Source organism: Streptomyces amritsarensis, assembly GCF_001953875.1.
Classification (GTDB): domain Bacteria; phylum Actinomycetota; class Actinomycetes; order Streptomycetales; family Streptomycetaceae; genus Streptomyces; species Streptomyces amritsarensis.
Genome location: NZ_MQUR01000080.1, coordinates 1 through 16,410, shown reverse-complemented (window position 1 = coordinate 16,410; position 16,410 = coordinate 1). Strand labels below are relative to the sequence as shown.

Annotated in this window: 14 protein-coding genes; 8 read left to right on the top strand and 6 right to left on the bottom strand. The window is 74.3% G+C overall.

The genetic code is table 11. The features are described from left to right. Positions 1 to 179: 179 nt before the first annotated feature. Together AVW11_RS27240 and AVW11_RS27235 are read left to right on the top strand one after the other, a co-directional pair. The gene (locus tag AVW11_RS27240) at positions 180 to 1,235 is read left to right on the top strand and encodes a PP2C family protein-serine/threonine phosphatase (RefSeq protein ID WP_030853988.1); all 1,056 of its coding nucleotides are present in this window, start codon (positions 180 to 182) and stop codon (positions 1,233 to 1,235) included. Positions 1,236 to 1,295: 60 nt separating this feature from the next. Next, positions 1,296 to 2,339: a S66 family peptidase gene (locus AVW11_RS27235; protein WP_076046318.1), complete on the top strand. Its 1,044-nt coding sequence runs from the start codon at positions 1,296 to 1,298 to the stop codon at positions 2,337 to 2,339. A gap of 4 nt (positions 2,340 to 2,343) precedes the next feature. On the opposite strand, the gene AVW11_RS27230 is transcribed toward AVW11_RS27235, so the two are convergent. Beyond that, positions 2,344 to 2,979 carry a class I SAM-dependent methyltransferase gene (locus tag AVW11_RS27230; protein ID WP_076046317.1) on the bottom strand — a complete coding sequence of 212 codons (636 nt, stop codon included), beginning with the start codon at positions 2,977 to 2,979 and terminating at the stop codon, positions 2,344 to 2,346. Positions 2,980 to 3,089: 110 nt separating this feature from the next. Between AVW11_RS27230 and AVW11_RS27225 the strand changes: the two genes are divergently transcribed. Further along, on the top strand, positions 3,090 to 3,845 hold the full coding sequence (locus AVW11_RS27225; protein WP_030853980.1) for a Clp protease N-terminal domain-containing protein: 756 nt from the start codon (positions 3,090 to 3,092) through the stop codon (positions 3,843 to 3,845). Here AVW11_RS27225 and AVW11_RS27220 read toward each other — a convergent pair. Further along, on the bottom strand, positions 3,799 to 4,887 hold the full coding sequence (locus tag AVW11_RS27220; RefSeq protein WP_107423342.1) for an AI-2E family transporter: 1,089 nt from the start codon (positions 4,885 to 4,887) through the stop codon (positions 3,799 to 3,801). The two genes, AVW11_RS27225 and AVW11_RS27220, sit on opposite strands and share 47 nt — an antisense overlap. 313 nt (positions 4,888 to 5,200) lie before the next feature. Continuing rightward, on the bottom strand, positions 5,201 to 5,395 hold the full coding sequence (locus AVW11_RS27215) for a DUF3046 domain-containing protein (protein WP_030853974.1): 195 nt from the start codon (positions 5,393 to 5,395) through the stop codon (positions 5,201 to 5,203). 249 nt (positions 5,396 to 5,644) lie between these two features. On the opposite strand from AVW11_RS27215, the gene AVW11_RS27210 reads away from it, so the two are divergent. Continuing rightward, a complete protein-coding gene (locus AVW11_RS27210) occupies positions 5,645 to 6,547 on the top strand; it encodes a hypothetical protein (RefSeq protein ID WP_240528276.1) in 903 nt (300 codons plus the stop codon). On the opposite strand, the gene AVW11_RS27205 is transcribed toward AVW11_RS27210, so the two are convergent. From AVW11_RS27205 to AVW11_RS27195, 3 genes are all read right to left on the bottom strand, one after another. Continuing rightward, positions 6,516 to 6,824 carry an AzlD domain-containing protein gene (locus AVW11_RS27205; RefSeq protein ID WP_030853968.1) on the bottom strand — a complete coding sequence of 103 codons (309 nt, stop codon included), beginning with the start codon at positions 6,822 to 6,824 and terminating at the stop codon, positions 6,516 to 6,518. The genes AVW11_RS27210 and AVW11_RS27205 overlap by 32 nt on opposite strands. Beyond that, positions 6,821 to 7,543 (bottom strand): AzlC family ABC transporter permease, encoded by a 723-nt coding sequence (locus AVW11_RS27200; protein ID WP_079250811.1) that lies wholly within the window; start codon positions 7,541 to 7,543, stop codon positions 6,821 to 6,823. Before AVW11_RS27200 ends, AVW11_RS27205 begins: the two co-directional genes overlap by 4 nt. Positions 7,544 to 7,741: 198 nt before the next feature. Continuing rightward, positions 7,742 to 8,575 carry an AraC family transcriptional regulator gene (locus tag AVW11_RS27195; RefSeq protein WP_030853962.1) on the bottom strand — a complete coding sequence of 278 codons (834 nt, stop codon included), beginning with the start codon at positions 8,573 to 8,575 and terminating at the stop codon, positions 7,742 to 7,744. Positions 8,576 to 8,655: 80 nt separating this feature from the next. On the opposite strand from AVW11_RS27195, the gene AVW11_RS27190 reads away from it, so the two are divergent. The 4 genes from AVW11_RS27190 to AVW11_RS27175 all read left to right on the top strand — a co-directional run bounded on the left by AVW11_RS27190 (position 8,656) and on the right by AVW11_RS27175 (position 15,995). Further along, complete coding sequence (locus AVW11_RS27190; protein WP_076046316.1) at positions 8,656 to 13,245, top strand: ATP-dependent helicase; 4,590 nt, start codon at positions 8,656 to 8,658, stop codon at positions 13,243 to 13,245. A 194-nt stretch (positions 13,246 to 13,439) separates the two neighbouring features. After that, a complete protein-coding gene (locus tag AVW11_RS27185) occupies positions 13,440 to 14,111 on the top strand; it encodes a hypothetical protein (protein WP_030853956.1) in 672 nt (223 codons plus the stop codon). A 241-nt stretch (positions 14,112 to 14,352) separates the two neighbouring features. Then, a complete protein-coding gene (locus AVW11_RS27180) occupies positions 14,353 to 15,180 on the top strand; it encodes an Fpg/Nei family DNA glycosylase (RefSeq protein ID WP_076046315.1) in 828 nt (275 codons plus the stop codon). A gap of 32 nt (positions 15,181 to 15,212) precedes the next feature. After that, positions 15,213 to 15,995 carry an SDR family NAD(P)-dependent oxidoreductase gene (locus AVW11_RS27175; protein ID WP_030853950.1) on the top strand — a complete coding sequence of 261 codons (783 nt, stop codon included), beginning with the start codon at positions 15,213 to 15,215 and terminating at the stop codon, positions 15,993 to 15,995. Positions 15,996 to 16,410 lie beyond the last annotated feature (415 nt).

Genomic DNA, 16,410 nt, shown 5'->3' with positions numbered 1-16,410 from the left:
ACTGACAATGCGCCTCCACGACCGGTTCGGCTGTGGATAACTCATCAGAATGGATGTTCGATTTCCCTGTCAAGCTCGCCACGCCCAGAGCGCTATGCCCCGATTACGTAGATATCCTATGAAGTGTGATCGAGTCTGGACGGCCGCGACTTCGTAGGCGCCCCGGCCCGGGAAGGCTTGTGCGACTGTCGCCGGTCATCCTGACCATCGTCATCGCCAGCCTGGCATACAACACTCCGCCGGAGATGGCCTTCAGCCGGCTCCTGCCCGCGGCGCCGGCCCTCGCCGCCGCCATGTGGCCGGTGCTCCCCACCGTCCTGCTCGGGACCGTCTGCCTCATCCTGATGATCGGCCTCAGCCTCGTCTTCCCCGACCTCGGGACGTGGTGGACGGCCGCGGGGATCATCGCGGTCACGGTGGCCGCCGCGTACGGCAGCCACGTACGGCTCCAGCGGGAGCGCACGCTCTTCCAGGTGCGGCTCGTCGCCGACGCGGCCCAGCAGGTCGTCCTGAGCCCCATGCCGCGCGTCCTGGGCAGGATCGAGATCGAATCGCTGTACCTCGCGGCCGCGGCGGAGGCCCGCATCGGCGGGGACTTCTACGAGGTGGTCGACACCCCGCACGGGGTCAGGATGCTCATCGGCGACGTACGCGGCAAGGGCCTGCCCGCGGTGGGGGCCGCCGCGGCCATCGTCAACGCCTTCCGGGAGGCCGCCTACGGCGAGACCGACCTGGTCGAGGTCGCCCGCCGGCTGGACGCCAGCAGCACCCGCTACAACGCCGCCTTCCCACCCGAGGGGCCGATGGAGCGCTTCGCCACCGCCCTGCTCGTGCAGATCCCGCACGAGGGGAGACGCATCGACATCCTCAACTGCGGACACCCCCCGCCACTGCTCCTGACCCGCGGCGGGCTGCGCACCCTGGAGTCGGCCGCCCCGTCGCCGCTGCTCAGCCTCGCGGACTTGATCGGCGATCAGTACAGCATCGACAGTTTCGTCTTCGCCCCCGACGACCTGCTGCTTCTCTACACCGACGGGATCGCCGAGGCCCGCGCCCGCGACGGCGAGTTCTTCCCGCTGGCCGCATGGATGGACCGACAGCCCCCCACGCCGCCCCGCGAGCTGCTCACGGCCCTCCACCGCGACCTCCTGCGCTACAGCAGAGGCCGCCTCGACGACGACATCGCCGCTCTCGCCGTCCGCCTGCGCGCGCCGCTGGCCGCGGATCCGCCGTGAGCGCCCCGCGGCACCGGCCGATGCGGCGCCGCCCCCGCGCGGCGCTCATACGATCGCCCTATGATCGAATTCCTGTATCCGCCCAAGCCCCGCCCGGGGGACCGGATCGCCGTCCTGTCCCCCTCGGCCGGCCTGCCCGGCATCTTCCCGCTCCCCTACGAACTGGGGCTGCGAAGACTCCGTGAGGACTTCGCGCTGGAGCCCGTGGAGTACCCGACCACCCGGAAGATGGGCGCGACGCCCGAGGAGCGGGCCGCGGACATCCACGCCGCCTTCGCGGACCCCGACATCAAGGCGGTGATCGCCAGCATCGGCGGCGACGACCAGATCACCGTCCTCCCCCACCTCGACGGCGACCTCCTGCGCGCCAACCCCAAGCCGTTCATCGGCTACAGCGACAACACCAACCTCCTGCTGTTCCTGCGCAACCTGGGCATCGTCTGCTACCACGGCGCCTCGGTGATGGTCGAGCTCGGCCGGCCCGGCGCCATGCACCCGGCCACCGCCGACTCGCTCCGGGCGGCGCTGTTCACCTCGGGCGCGTACGAGCTCGACCGGTCCGGCGAGTACGGGGACGTCAACCTCCCCTGGGAGGACCCGCGCACCTTCGAGTCCGAGCCGCCGATGGAACGCTCCTACGGCTGGACCTGGCACAACGACGACCGCGTGGTCGAGGGCCCCGGCTGGGGCGGCAACCTGGAGATCCTCGCCTGGATGATGGCGGCCGACCGCGAGGTGCTGCCCGCCGAGGCGTACGCCGGCAACGTTCTGTTCCTGGAGACCTCCGAGGAGATGCCGCGCGCGCAGGAGGTCTACCGGATGCTCCGGAACATGGGCGAGCGCGGCCTGCTGCGCCAGTTCCCCGCGCTGCTCATGGCCAGGGCGAAGAGCTGGTCGTTCGAGAACCCGTTCGACGCCGGTCGCAAGGAGCGGTACCGCGAGGAGCAGCGCGCGGCCGTCCTGCGCGCGCTGAGGGAGTACGCCCCCGACACCACGGCCGTCTTCGACGTGGACTTCGGCCACACCGACCCGCAGCTCGTGGTGCCCGTGGGCGGGCGGATCCGCGTGGACGGACCGGCCCGGCGGATCACCGTCACCTACTGAGCCGTCACCCGCCGAGCGGGGGCGAGAGCGCGACGCCGAGCGAGTCCGCGGCGAAGGGCTTCGGTGCGCCCTCCTGGTAGAACACGTCGAGTTCGGTGACCGTGAAGCCGGCGGCGGTCAGCAGGTCGACGGTCGGCCGGGTGAGGTGGCACCCGCCGCAGAGCCGCGTGTGCAGCGGCTCGATCAGCCGCTGCACACGGCGCACGCGCGGGTCCCCCTCCGGCGCCAGGCCGTGCTCGACGAAGTGGAGGACGCCGCCGGGCTTGAGTACGCGCCGCACCTCGCGCAGGGCCGTCACGGGATCCGGAATGGTGCACAGCGTCCACGTGGACAGGGCGGCGTCGAAGGTGCCGTCCTCGAAGGGCAGCGACCGGCCGTCCGGACCGGCCCGCCGCACCGGGACCGGCGAGGCCCGTACCCGGTCGGCGGCGAGCCGCCAGCCCAGGTCCGAAGGCTCGATCGCGGCCACGCCGGTGACGTCCGGCGGATAGAAGGGGACGTTGTGGCCGGAACCGAAACCGATCTCGACGACCTCCCCGGCCAGGCCGGCGCAGACGCGCCGCCTCAGCGGCAGGGTCGCCCGCGCCCCGCACGCGAGGTCGACGATCCGCGGAAGGATCCGTTCGGCGTAGAAACCCATCACAAGCCTCCGAGTCCGTGTTCCCAGCATGGCACCGGAGGCGTGGGGGCCCCCGCCAAGTGACAACCCAAGGTTGACACCCTTCCGACTGTCAACCTAGGGTTGCATCCATGACGAACCCCTCGGTGGAACCCGTTCGCATGACCCATCCGGTACGCCTCGACGACCTGATCGAGGCCATCAACAAGGTCCACACCGATCCCCTGGAGCAGCTCAGTGGCGCCGTCGTCGCCGCGGAGGCCCTCGGGGACGTCGCGGACCACCTCATCGGCCACTTCGTCGACCAGGCCCGCCGCTCCGGCGCCTCCTGGACCGACATCGGCCGCAGCATGGGCGTCACCCGCCAGGCGGCCCAGAAGCGCTTCGTCCCCAAGGCGGACAAGGAGGGCAGCGGCGCCCTCGACCCGAACGCGGGCTTCGGCCGCTTCACCCCCCGCGCCCGCAACGCGGTCGTGACGGCGCAGAACGAGGCCCGCGCCGCCGGCAACGCCGAGATCCGCACCGAGCACCTGGTCCTGGGCCTGATGGCCGAGGCCGACGGCCTCGCCGGGCTCGTCCTGCGCGCCCAGGAGGTCTCGCCGGACGACGTACGGGCGGCCGCGGCCGCCGCTCTCCCGCCGGCCCAGGACGAGGTCCCCGCCCTCGTCCCCTTCGACGCCTCGGCCAAGAAGGCGCTGGAGCTGACCTTCCGTGAGTCCCTGCGCCTGGGCCACGACTTCGTGGGCACCGAGCACATCCTGCTCGCGCTCCTGGAGCTGGAGAACGGCGAGGGCCTGCTCAGCAATCTCGGCCTGGACAAGGCCGCCGCGGAGGCGACCGTCAACGAAGCCTTGGCAGCCGTACTCGGCGACGCGGACGGGAAGTAGAGGAGTCCGCGTCCCGCGTCAGCTCGTAGCGCTTGACGTACGCGCCGAGGAAGGCCTGCAGCGTGGCGACGGCCGGGATCGCGATCAGCGCCCCGACCGCGCCCAGCAGGGCGGTGCCCGCGATGACCGATCCGAAGGCCACCGCCGGATGGATGTCGACGGTCTTCGAGGTCAGCTTCGGCTGGAGCACGTAGTTCTCGAACTGCTGGTAGACCACCACGAACCCGAGGACGTACAGCGCGTACCAGGGATCGACGGTGAAGGCCAGCAGGACCGGCAGCGCGCCCGCGAGATAGGTGCCGATGGTGGGGATGAACTGCGAGACCAGCCCCACCCACACGGCGAGCGCGGGCGCGTACGGCACCCCGAGGACCGCCAGGACGATGTAGGTGGCGACACCCGAGATCAGCGCCATGAGCCCGCGGGAGTAGAGGTAGCCGCCCGTCTTGGCGACGGCGATCTCCCAGGCGCGCAGCACCTCGGCCTGCTTCGCGGGCGGCAGCACGGAGCACAGCGCGCGCCGCAGCCGCGGCCCGTCGGCGGCGAAGTAGAAGGAGAACAGCCCGATCGTCAGCAGCTTGAAGAGCCCGCCGAGCACGGTGGCGGACACGTCGAGCACGCCGGACGCGCTGTTCTGCACGTACTTGCGCAGCCAGTCGGAGCGCAGCACGCTCTCCTGGATCTCCAGCCGGGACAGATCGGTGCGGAGGGTGGAGTTGATGAAGTTGATCACCGAGTCGAGGTAGCCCGGGAAGCCCTCCACCATGGCCACGATCTGTCCGGCGAGCAGGGAGCCGAGCACCGCGAGGAACCCCACGGACACGACGAACACCGCCGTGAACACCAGGAAGGTGGCGAGCCCGCGGCGTATCCCGCCCGCCGCCATCCTGGCGACCGCGGGTTCGATCGCGAGCGCGAGGAAGAACGCGATCAGGATGTTGACGAGCAGCCCGATCAGCTGGCTGAAGGCCCAGCTGCCGAGCTGGAAGCAGGCGACGAGGCCCAGGACGAGGAGCACCGCGCGCGGCAGCCAGGGCGGCATGCGCTCGCCGCCGCCGGCCGGCGGAGCGCCCGTCGGCGGCCGGCCGGGGCCGACGGGCCCCCGCGGCGATGCGGGATCGGCGGGCCAGGCCGGACCCGTGCCCGCCGCGCCCGGCTCCGGCTCCGGACTTGAGGCGACCGGTGCGGCGGGGGCGGCGTCCTGGTCGGCCGCCCGGGGCGGAGGCAGCGCGCCCTGGACGGCTGCGGGCTGGTCGGTCGTCTCTTCGGTGGCTCCCACGCCGCCCAGTCTGGCCCACCGGCGGCCCGTACAGCGAAAAACACCGCCCGGCCGCGCTCCCGGCCGGCGGAGGGCGTCAGCGCAGCGAGGCCGGCACGTCCATCGCCGAACACACCGCGCGCCACACGTCCTTGGCCTCCCAGCCGGCCTCCAGCGCCTGGTGGACGGTCAGGCCGCCCAGCTCCGCCATGACGTGGTCCCGCGCGAAGGAGTCGGCATAGCCGGCGCCGAAGTGCTCGGCCATCCGCTCCCAGAAAATCGTCAACCGCATGCCTTCAGTATCCCGCCCCGGGAGAGTGCACCGGCGGCGTTCACCCCGCGCCCCCGCGTCACCGCGTCCTACGTTGCACGCATGCCCGGAGACGAAGCTTCCCCGCAGAGCCCGCAACCGCGATCGCCGCAGGGCCTCCGCCCCCCGCGCTCCCCGCAGGCGCCGCTGCCCCCGTCGGACCCGTCGGACCCGTCGGACCCGCCGCCCCCGTCGGATGCGCAGCCCGCTCTGGCACGCGCCGAGCGGTTCATGTGGCTCACGGCCCGTGTGCTGGAACAGCGGCGGTTCGCGTTCCACTTCCTCGGCGGGGAGGCCGACCCGGTCGACACCGCCCTCGGTTCGTACCTCAACCCCGACGGCGGCTACGGCCACGCCCTCGATCCGGATCTGCGCGGCCCGCTGAGCCAGCCCCTGCACACCGCGCACGCGCTGCGGGTGCTGGACAGCCTGGGCCGCTGCGCGGGTCAGCGCATCGAGCGGCTCTGCCGCCACCTGACCGCGGTCTCCACCGCGGAGGGCGCGCTTCCGGTGGTCTTCCCGGCCCCGCACGACTACCCCGCGGCGCCGTACCACCCGGTGTGCGACGACCCGCCGGGCGAGCTGCTGACCACCGGCCCGGTCGTCGGCCTGCTGCACCGCAACCGCGTCTGGCACGCCTGGCTGTTCCGGGCCACGGACTTCTGCTGGGACCGGGTCGAGCACCTGCACCGCACGCATCCCTACGAGGTCCTGAGCGCCGTGGCCTTCCTCGACGGCGTCCCCGACCGGGCGCGCGCGGCGACCGCCGCGGACCGGCTGGGACGGCTCGTGCGCGAGCAGCGCCTCGCCGTGCTCGATCCCCGACGGCGGGCGGAGTTCCCGCCGGCTCCCGGCTACGCACCGGGCGAGCAGCTGTTCCCCCACGACTTCGCGCGGCGGCCCGAGTCGCTGGCCCGCGGCTGGTTCACGGACGAGGAGATGCGCCGCTCGCTGGACTTCCTGGCCGCCGCGCAGCAGCAGGACGGCGGCTGGCCGGTCCGCCGCGTGGCCTGGGCGCCGGGCAGCTCCCTGGAGCGGCGGCCGATCGCGACGCTGGAGGCCCTGCTGACCCTGCGGGCGTACGGGCGCCTGCCGGCGCAGGTCAGCCGCCCAGGGCCCGGACCCCGGCGGTGACGGCGACGGCGGCCGCGACCACGACCAGGAACGGGGCCCGCAGCAGCAGCGCGAGCCCGGCGGCGGCCAGCCCGGCGGCGCGGGCGTCGACGACGAGGGCGGACCCTGTGCTGAAGGTCTGCTGGGCCGTGAGCGCGGCGAGCAGGGCGACCGGCAGCAGCGCGGCCAGGCGGCGTACCAGGGGCCGCTCCAGGGCGCCGGCGGGAACGAGCAGCCCCGCGTACTTCACGGCGTAGCAGCCGACGGCGGTGAGCGCGATGGCGATCCAGACGTTCACGAGCGGCGTCCCTTCATCCACAGCACGGCGGGGGCGGCCAGGGCCGCGATCAGCACGGGCACCCCGGCGGGCAGCACGGGCAGGAATCCCAGCCCGAGGACCAGCGCGAGCGCCGCGACCGCCCGCTCGGTGGCCGTCTTCAGCATCGGCGCGAGCAGGGCCAGGAACACCGCGGGTCCGGCGGCGTCCAGCCCCCAGGCCCGGGTGTCGCCGATGGCCTCGGCCCCGAGCGCGCCGAGCAGGGTGGTGAGGTTCCACAGCACGTAGAGGGTGAGCCCGGTGACGGTGAAGCCGAGCCGGGCCGACTTCCGGTCGGGCTGGGCCAGCGCCACGGCGGTGGTCTCGTCGATCACCCAGTGCGCGGCCAGCGGCCGTACGGCGTGCGGCAGCCGGAGCAGCTCCGACAGCCGCAGCCCGTAGAAGGCGTTCCGGGTGCCGAGGAAGAACGCCCCGGCGGCCGCGGTGAACGGATTCCCGCCCGCGGCCAGCGCCCCGACCAGGGCGAACTGCGAGGCCCCGGTGAACACGAGCAGGCTCAGCACACACGCCTGGAGGGCGCTGATGCCGGCTCCGGCCGCGGTCACCCCGAAGGCGAATCCGGACAGGCCGACGGCGATGCCGACCCCGAGCGCGTCCCGTACGACCGCGGCCCGCGGCCGCCCGTCGGGCGCCGCTGCCTCACGTATCTCTGGCGCTGTGACCAGCTGCTTGTCTCCCACGCCCCGAACGTACGCGGGGCCCGCCGTGCGGGTCTTGTACGTTCTTGCGCGCGAGCGGCGTCGGTCCCGCCGCCGCACGGCTCGCCTAGCAGCCTCGATCACCGCGCCGGGCGGCGGGGACACGGGGACCCGGCCGGCCGGCCGCGCACCTGCTCGTCGCAGCGCGCCCGCACTCCCCCGGTGTCCGGGATCGGCTGCCTAGAGTGCCCGCGCCCGCCGGTACGCGCCCGGCGGGACCCCCACGATGCGGGTGAAGTGCCGGTTGAGGTGGGGCTGGTCCGTGAAGCCGACGGCGAGGGCCGCCTCCGCCGGCGGGGTGCCCGCGTCGAGCAGTCGGCGCGCCCGCCGGACCCTGGCGTCGGTCAGCCAGGTGTGCGGCGGCATCCCGTACCGCTCGCGGAAGGCCCGCAGCAGGGCGAAGGGGCTCGTGCCCAGCTCCGCGGCGAGCTGCTCCAGGGACGGCGGGTCGGCGAGGCGCTCCTCCAGTACGGCCCTGGCCGCGGCCGCTTCGGCGCCTGCGGTGCCGCGGACCGTACGGGCCGGGAGCGGTCCGGCGTACCGGGTCAGCATCCGGGCGACCACACCGCGCAGGAGGGTGTCGGCGGCCAGCGCGTTCCCGGCCTCGGCGGCCCGGTGCACCTCGGTGATCGTGTGCGAGGCCTGCGGGTCGGCGACGATGTCGGCGGTGAATCCGGGGGTGCCGCGCAGGGTGCCGACCTCGGCGGCGACCTCGGCGATCAGCGCGCCGGAGGGGTAGAGGGTGGCGTACGACCAGCCCTCGGGGGCCCCGGCGCGCGCCGTGTGGGGCACCTCGGGGTTGATCAGGACCACGCTGCCCGGTCCGGCACGCACGACGTGGCCGGGGAGGCCGACCTCCTCGATGCCGCCGGTGACGGCCGCGATGACGTACCCGTCGTGCGCGTGGCGCGGGAAGGTGTGGCGTACGTAGCGGGCGCGCAGCAGGTCCAGCCCGGGAAGCTCCGGGTACTGCCAGTGCCGTGCCCACTCCCGGTGGCCGTCCTCCGTGCCCATCCCCCCATTCTGCGCCCTCGCGCCGACGCGCGTTTGCCCAGGTCCGGGGCGTTGTCAGTGGCGGGGTGCACGATGGGGGCATGGCAGGCGCTGCGCTCGACTCGTTCTCCCCCGCGACCCGCTCGTGGTTCACGGGGGCTTTCGTCGCGCCCACGAGCGCGCAGGAGGGGGCCTGGCGGGCCATCGGGGAGGGTTCGGACGTGCTGGTGGTGGCGCCCACCGGGTCCGGGAAGACGCTGGCGGCGTTCCTCGCCGCCCTGGACCGGCTCGCCTCGACCCCGCCGCCCGCCGAGTCCAGGAAGCGCTGCCGGGTCCTGTACGTGTCGCCGCTGAAGGCCCTTGCCGTCGACGTCGAGCGCAATCTGCGCAGCCCGCTGACCGGGATCCGGCAGGAGTCCGTCCGCCTCGGGCTGCCGGAGCCGGACATCCGGGTGGGGATCCGTTCCGGCGACACCCCGGCGGCGGAGCGGCGGGCGCTGGCGACGCGGCCGCCGGACATCCTCATCACCACGCCCGAGTCGCTGTTCCTGATGCTGACCTCGGCGGCGCGCGAGGCGCTGACCGGGATCGAGACGGTGATCGTGGACGAGGTGCACGCGGTCGCCGGCACCAAGCGCGGCGCGCACCTCGCCGTATCCCTGGAGCGGCTGGACGAGTTGCTGCCGCGCCCGGCGCGCCGGATCGGGCTGTCGGCGACGGTCCGCCCGGTGGACGAGGTGGCCCGGTACCTCGCACCGCGCGGCAAGGTGGAGATCGTCCAGCCGCCGTCGGCGAAGGAGTTCGACCTGTCGGTGGTCGTCCCGGTGCAGGACATGGGCGAGTTGGGCGGCTCCCCCGCGACGGACGGCCGGGAGGGCGGGGACAGGCCGTCGATCTGGCCGCATGTGGAGGAGCGGATCGCGGACCTGGTGCAGGCGCACCGCTCGACGATCGTGTTCGCCAACTCCCGCCGCCTCGCCGAGCGGCTGTGCAACCGGCTCAACGAGATCGCGTACGAGCGCGCCGTCGGCGAGAAGCTGCCCGAGCACTCCTCGCCGGCCGAGGTCATGGCCCAGTCGGGTGCGGCCCAGGGCGCCCCGCCGCTGCTGGCGAGGGCGCACCACGGCTCGGTGTCCAAGGAGCAGCGGGCGCTGGTGGAGGAGGATCTGAAGGCGGGCCGGCTGCCGGCGGTGGTCGCCACCTCCAGTCTGGAGCTGGGCATCGACATGGGCGCGGTGGACCTGGTGGTGCAGGTGGAGTCCCCGCCCTCGGTGGCGTCCGGGCTGCAGCGGGTGGGCCGGGCCGGGCACCAGGTGGGCGCGGTCTCGACGGGGGTGGTCTTCCCCAAGTACCGGGGCGACCTGGTCCAGGCGGCCGTGGTCACCGAGCGGATGCGCACGGGGGCGATCGAGTCCCTGCGCATCCCCTCCAATCCCCTCGACGTGCTGGCGCAGCAGCTGGTCGCGATGGTCGCGATGGACACCTGGCAGCTGGACGACCTGCTGGCGCTGGTGCGGCGGGCGGCACCGTTCGCGGCGCTCCCGGAGTCGGCGTTCACGGCGGTGCTCGACATGCTGGCCGGCCGCTATCCGTCGGACGCCTTCGCCGAGCTGCGGCCGCGCGTGGTCTGGGACCGGGTGGCGGGGACGGTCACCGGCCGGCCGGGGGCCCAGCGCCTCGCGGTCACCTCGGGCGGCACCATCCCGGACCGCGGGCTGTTCGGGGTCTTCCTGGCCGGCTCGGACCCGAAGAAGGGCGGCGGGCGGGTCGGCGAGCTCGACGAGGAGATGGTCTACGAGTCCCGTGTCGGGGACGTCTTCACGCTGGGCACCACCTCGTGGCGCATCGAGGACATCACCCGCGACCGGGTCCTGGTCACACCGGCCCCCGGAGTGCCGGGCCGGCTGCCGTTCTGGAAGGGCGACCAGCTCGGCCGCCCGCTGGAACTGGGGCGCGCGGTCGGCGCGTTCCTGCGCGAGCTCGGCGCCCTCTCCGAGGAGGACGCCCGGCTGCGGCTGGTGGCGGCCGGCCTGGATGCCTGGGCCGCGGAGAACGTGCTGGCCTACCTCGCCGAGCAGCGCGAGGCCTGCGGCCACGTCCCGGACGACCGGACGATCGTGGTGGAGCGGTTCCGCGACGAGCTGGGCGACTGGCGGGTCGTGGTCCATTCGCCGTTCGGCGCGCAGGTGCACGCCCCGTGGGCGCTGGCGCTGAGCTCCCGCCTCGCCGAGAAGTACGGCATGGACGCTCAGGTGATGCATGCCGACGACGGCATCGTGCTCCGCCTCCCGGACGCGGACCTGCTGTCCATGGACCTCTTGGACCACGACCCGGCGGGCCCGCCGGCCTTCGAGTTCGACGACGAGCAGGCGCCGCTGGGCGCGGCCGACGTCGCCTTCGACCACGGCGATGTCAACCAGATCGTCACCGACCAGGTGGGCGGCTCCGCGCTGTTCGCCTCCCGCTTCCGCGAGTGCGCGGCCCGTGCCCTGCTGCTGCCGCGCCGCAGCCCGGGCCGCCGGACCCCGCTGTGGCAGCAGCGCCAGCGGGCCTCGCAACTGCTCCAGGTGGCGTCGGAGTTCGGTTCCTTCCCGATCGTGCTCGAAGCCGTGCGCGAATGCCTCCAGGACGTCTTCGACGTGCCGGGCCTGACCGAGCTGATGGGTGACATCGAGGCGCGCCGCGTCCGGCTGGTCGAGGTCACCACCCCCGAGCCGTCCCCCTTCGCCCGTTCCCTCCTCTTCGGGTACGTCGCCCAGTTCCTCTACGAGGGCGACTCCCCGCTGGCCGAGCGCAGGGCGGCGGCGCTGTCGCTGGACTCGCGGCTGCTGGCCGAGCTGCTCGGCCAGGCGGAGCTGCGCGAGCTCCTCGACGCGCAGGTGCTGGAGGAGTTGGAGCGGGAGCTGCAGTGGCTCACCGAGGACCGGCGGGCCAAGGACGCCGAGTCGGTGGCCGACCTGCTGCGGCTGCTGGGTCCGCTGACGCAGGACCAGCTGACGGCCCGCGGGGCGGATCCGGCCTGGGCCAGCGAGCTCGCCGCCGCCCGCCGCGCCATCCGGGTCCGGATCGCGGGCGCGGACCACTGGGCGGCGGTCGAGGACGCGGGCCGGCTGCGGGACGCGTTGGGCACCGCGCTGCCCGTCGGTGTCCCGGAGGCGTTCACCGAGCCGGTCAAGGACCCCCTCGGAGACCTGCTGGCCCGCTACGCCCGCACCCACGGGCCGTTCACGACGGCCGCCGTGGCCGCCGCCTTCGGCCTGGGCGCGGCGGTGACCGAGGGCGCCCTGAACCGTCTCGCGGCGGCGGGGCGCGTGGTGCAGGGAGAGTTCCACCCGGCGGGCATCGGCCAGGAGTGGTGTGACGCGACGGTGCTGCGCAGGCTCCGCCGCCGCTCGCTCGCCGCGCTCCGCCAGGAGCTGGAACCGGTCCCGCCGACGTCGCTGGCCACCTTCCTGCCCCAGTGGCAGCACCTGGGCGGGGCCCTGCGCGGCCTCGACGGCCTGGCCCGGGCGGTCGAGCAGCTCCAGGGCGCGCCGGTGCCGGCGTCGGCGCTGGAGCGGCTGATCCTGCCGTCGCGGGTGGCGGACTACTCCCCCGGGCTGTTGGACGAGCTGACGACCACCGGTGAGGTGGTCTGGGCGGGGGCCGGGGCCCTCCCGGGCAAGGACGGCTGGGTGTCGCTCTACCTGGCGGACGCCGCCCCGCTGCTCCTGCCGCCGCCGCACCCCCTGGAGCCGAGCCCGCTGCAACAGGCGGTCCTGACGGCGCTCTCCGGCGGGTACGGCCTGTTCTTCCGGCAGATCGCGCAGGCGGTGCGCGCCGAGTTCCCCGAGGTGTCGGACCTCGCCCTGTCCGAGGCCGTGTGGGACCTGGCGTGGTCGGGCCGGCTCACCAACGACACGCTCGCCCCGCTGCGCTCGCTGCTCGGCTCGGGCCGCACCGCGGGCTCCACGGCCCACCGTGCCCGCCGCACCGTCCCGCGCGGCCGGTACGGCACGCTGAGCGCGACCGCGTCCCGCACGGGCCCGCCCACAGTCTCCGGCCGCTGGTCGCTGCTGCCGTCCCCGGCGCCCGACGCGACCCACCGCGCCCACGCCCTGGCCCGTACCCTGCTGGACCGGCACGGGGTGGTGACGCGGGGTGCGGTCGCCGCGGAGGGCGTGGAGGGCGGCTTCAGCGCGGTCTACCGCGTCCTGTCGGCCTTCGAGGACAGCGGCCAGGCCCGTCGGGGCTATGTGGTCGAGGGACTGGGCGCGGCGCAGTTCGCGATGGACGGCGCGGTGGACCGGCTCCGGGCCGCGGAGCGGACACCGCCCCCGCTCGCGGCGGTGGTGCTGGCCGCCGCCGACCCGGCGAACGCGTACGGGGCGGCTCTGCCCTGGCCGGAGCCCCCGGCCGGCGCCACCCACAAGCCCGGCCGCAAGGCGGGCTCCCTGGTGGTCCTGGTGGACGGGGAGCTCACCTTGTACCTGGAGCGCGGCGGCAAGACCCTGCTGGCCTGGCCCGGCCCGGAGGACCCCCGGCTGACGGCGGCGGTCGGCGCCCTGGCCGCCGGGTGCCGGGCGGGCACCCTGCCGGCGCTGACGGTGGAGCGGATCAACGCCGCGGCCGCGCTGACCTCCCCCACGGGCCGGGCCCTGGAGGAGGCCGGTTTCCATGCCACCCCGAGAGGTTTGCGCCTGCGTCCATGACCACCGGCATGACCACCGGCATGACCACCGCAAACGGTCCCGACTGTTCCGCCCACGTCCTGGACATGTCACAGGACTGTCGCCGACCGCCTCTGAGCTGGCACAGGCGCTTATTCATCCTTTATCAAGATGATCACAGGCATTGCACGGGCGATGCACAGTCATGGGGGAGTAGAAGAGTGAGCACTACCAGCATGCGTACCACCACCCTCGGCGCGGTCGGCCTGGCGGTCGCCGGAGCCCTGGCCCTGACGGGCTGCAAGAACGGCAACGAGGAGCTGGCCCCCGCGCCGCCGAGCGAGTCCGCCTCGGCCGGCGCCGCGTCCCCCTCGGCCACCGCCCCGTCCGAAGCGGGCAGCCCCAGCGCCACCACCGGCGGCAGCGAGGCCCCCGCCGGGGCGAACGGCACGGCGAAGTCCGGCCAGACCTTCAAGATCGGCGAGGCGGCGGAGATGCCGTTCAGCTACGGGAACAACAAGGGCGGCCAGATCGCCCTCACGGTCACCGCGATCGAGCAGGGCGACCCCGCGGACCTGGAGCCCCTCAAGCTCGGCGACAAGGTGAAGGGGATGATCCCCTACTACATCCGCTACTCGGTCAAGAACACCGGCACCACGGACCTGTCGTACTCCTCCGTCACCCAGATCAAGGGCCTCCTCGGGGACGGCACCGAAGCGCAGCGCGTGTCGGTCATCGGCAAGTTCGAGAAGTGCGCGAACGAGTCGCTGCCGAAGGGCTTCACCAACGGCCGGACGCAGACCAGCTGCGCGCTGGCCCTCGCCCCGTCCGCCCAGACGAAGGTCACCGCCGCCGAGTACTGGGGCAACCCCTACAACTACCCGAACAAGGGCCTCGTCTGGAAGTGACGAGTGGGCCCCTCCGGCCCCTCGATGGCCCTTCCGGCCCCTCCGGCCCTTCCGGCCCCTCCGGCCCCTTCATGATCCACCGAGCCCCTGCGGCCGCACTCCGGCGCAGGGGCTCGCGCCTTTCCCCGGATGCCTTCCACCGCACTGCCCGCCCCCGGCCACTCCCGACCCCCGCCCCTTCCGCCCTCGCGGCCCGTGGGGGCGCCGCCCGCGGCGGGCGTCCCCGGGCCACAATGGGGGCATGCCCGAAGGCGACAGCATCCGGCGCGCGGCGACCCGCCTGCACGCGGTCCTGGCAGGCCGTGAACTGACCCGCAGCGACCTGCGCGTCCCCCGCTTCGCCACCGCGGACCTCACCGGCCGCGTCACCCTCGACGTCACCCCGCGCGGCAAGCACCTCCTCGCCCGCTTCGAGGGCGGCCTCACCCTGCACAGCCACCTGCGCATGGACGGCGCCTGGCACGTCTTCACCGCCGGCCAGAAGTGGCGCGGCGGCCCGGACTACGAGATCCGCGCCGTCCTGGGCACGGCCGGGCACACGGCCGTCGGCTACCGCCTGCCCGTCCTGGAGCTGATCCGCACCGCCGAGGAGGACCGCGTGGTCGGCCACCTCGGCCCCGACATCCTCGGGCCGGACTGGGACCCCGCCCGCGCCGCCGCCAACCTCCTCGCCTCCCCCGAGCGCCCCCTCGGCGAGGCCCTGCTCGACCAGCGCAACCTCGCCGGCATCGGCAACGTCTACATGTGCGAGCTCTGCTTCCTCGCCCAGGTCACGCCCTGGACGCCGGTCGGCGGCCTTCCCGAGCCCACGCTGCTGCGGCTGGCCGCAGCGTCCCACCGGCTGCTGGCGGCGAACGCCGGCGACCGGCCGGGCCACCGCAACACCACCGGCATCCACCGGCCCGGCCAGGAGCTCTTCGTCTACGGCCGCCGCGACCGGCCCTGCCTGCGCTGCGGCACCCCCGTCCGCAAGGTCTCCCAGGACGACCGACCCACCTACTGGTGCCCCCACTGCCAGCCCGGCCCCACCCCCCAAGGCTCCGGGGGCGGGACCGGTCACGGTGATTGACGACCCGTCAGATTCGGTCGTACCGTCCCCGCATGCCCACCCTGCCCAGGCCCACAGCCTCGTACGACCTCACCGGCCGTACCGCCCTGGTCACCGGAGCCGCGAGCGGCATCGGCCGCGCCACCGCAGTGCTCCTCGCCACGGCCGGCGCCCACGTGCACTGCGCCGACCGCGACGAAGAAGGTCTGGCCGAGACGGCCGCGCTGGCCGCCGAAGCCGGTGGCGCCGGGACCACCGTCCACCCCCTCGACGTCACCGACCGGGCCTCGGTCCGGGCCGCCGTCCGTGCGGCGGGCCCGCTCGACATCGCCGCCGCCATCGCCGGGATCATGCACACCAGCAGCGTCCTGGAGACGGCCGACGAGGACCTCGACCGGGTCCTGGACGTCAATTTCAAGGGGGTCCTGCGCACCTGCCAGGAGGCCGCCCGCTCCATGATCGCGGCGGGGCGCCCCGGATCGATCGTCACCATGGCCTCCGGCGCCGTGGACGCCGCACAGCCCGGCCTGCTCTGCTACAGCGCCGCCAAGGCCGCCGTCGTCCAGCTCACGAAGACCCTCGCCACCGAGACCGGCCCGCACGGCATACGGGTCAACGCCGTCGCCCCCGGCTGGATCCGCACGCCGATGACGGGCCGCCACAGCCCCGAGGCCCAGGAGCAGACCGAGGCGGCCATGATCCGCATGTCCCCGCTGCGCCGGGTCGGCGAGCCGCAGGACATCGCCCAGGCGGTGCTCTACCTCGCCTCGGACGCCTCGTCCTTCATGACGGGCCAGATCCTGCGTCCGAACGGCGGGGTGTCGATGCCGTGGTAGCCGCGCCCACCGCTGCGGCCGCCCCGCATCCGCCACTCCCGGGATCCCCGTCGCCGCCGCCCCGGGCGTCCCGGCCGGCCCGCCGCCGGGCCCTGCGCAGGGGTGCCGGCACGCAGTGGACCGGCAGCAGCCCCAGCCCCCAGCCGCCCACCGCCACCGCGCCCTCCACGGGCCCCGACTCCGCGGGCGCCAGCACCAGCCGCAGCACGGCCCACCACCACAGGGCCCCCACCGTCAGCGCGAGGGCCGACACCAGGGGCGGGCGCGACAGCGCGGGTATGCGCAGCGACGTCCGCACTGCCACCTCCAGGGGGCCGGGACCCGGACGGCCCCATCGTCTCGCACACCCCCCGTGCCCGCACCCAGAACGGCCGGGAGCCCCGGCCGGTGCTCCACGCACCGGCCGGGGCTCCGG

Bases quoted from the DNA above. Each gene is read 5' to 3' on its own strand.
- AVW11_RS27225 (WP_030853980.1), top strand. From the start codon at position 3,090: ATGACGAACCCCTCGGTGGAACCCGTTCGCATGACCCATCCGGTACGC.
- AVW11_RS27175 (WP_030853950.1), top strand. From the start codon at position 15,213: ATGCCCACCCTGCCCAGGCCCACAGCCTCGTACGACCTCACCGGCCGT.
- AVW11_RS27195 (WP_030853962.1), bottom strand. From the start codon at position 8,575: ATGGGCACGGAGGACGGCCACCGGGAGTGGGCACGGCACTGGCAGTAC.
- AVW11_RS27210 (WP_240528276.1), top strand. From the start codon at position 5,645: ATGTGGCTCACGGCCCGTGTGCTGGAACAGCGGCGGTTCGCGTTCCAC.
- AVW11_RS27185 (WP_030853956.1), top strand. From the start codon at position 13,440: ATGCGTACCACCACCCTCGGCGCGGTCGGCCTGGCGGTCGCCGGAGCC.
- AVW11_RS27215 (WP_030853974.1), bottom strand. From the start codon at position 5,395: ATGCGGTTGACGATTTTCTGGGAGCGGATGGCCGAGCACTTCGGCGCC.
- AVW11_RS27220 (WP_107423342.1), bottom strand. From the start codon at position 4,887: ATGCCGCCCTGGCTGCCGCGCGCGGTGCTCCTCGTCCTGGGCCTCGTC.
- AVW11_RS27190 (WP_076046316.1), top strand. From the start codon at position 8,656: ATGGCAGGCGCTGCGCTCGACTCGTTCTCCCCCGCGACCCGCTCGTGG.
- AVW11_RS27235 (WP_076046318.1), top strand. From the start codon at position 1,296: ATGATCGAATTCCTGTATCCGCCCAAGCCCCGCCCGGGGGACCGGATC.
- AVW11_RS27230 (WP_076046317.1), bottom strand. From the start codon at position 2,979: ATGGGTTTCTACGCCGAACGGATCCTTCCGCGGATCGTCGACCTCGCG.
- AVW11_RS27180 (WP_076046315.1), top strand. From the start codon at position 14,353: ATGCCCGAAGGCGACAGCATCCGGCGCGCGGCGACCCGCCTGCACGCG.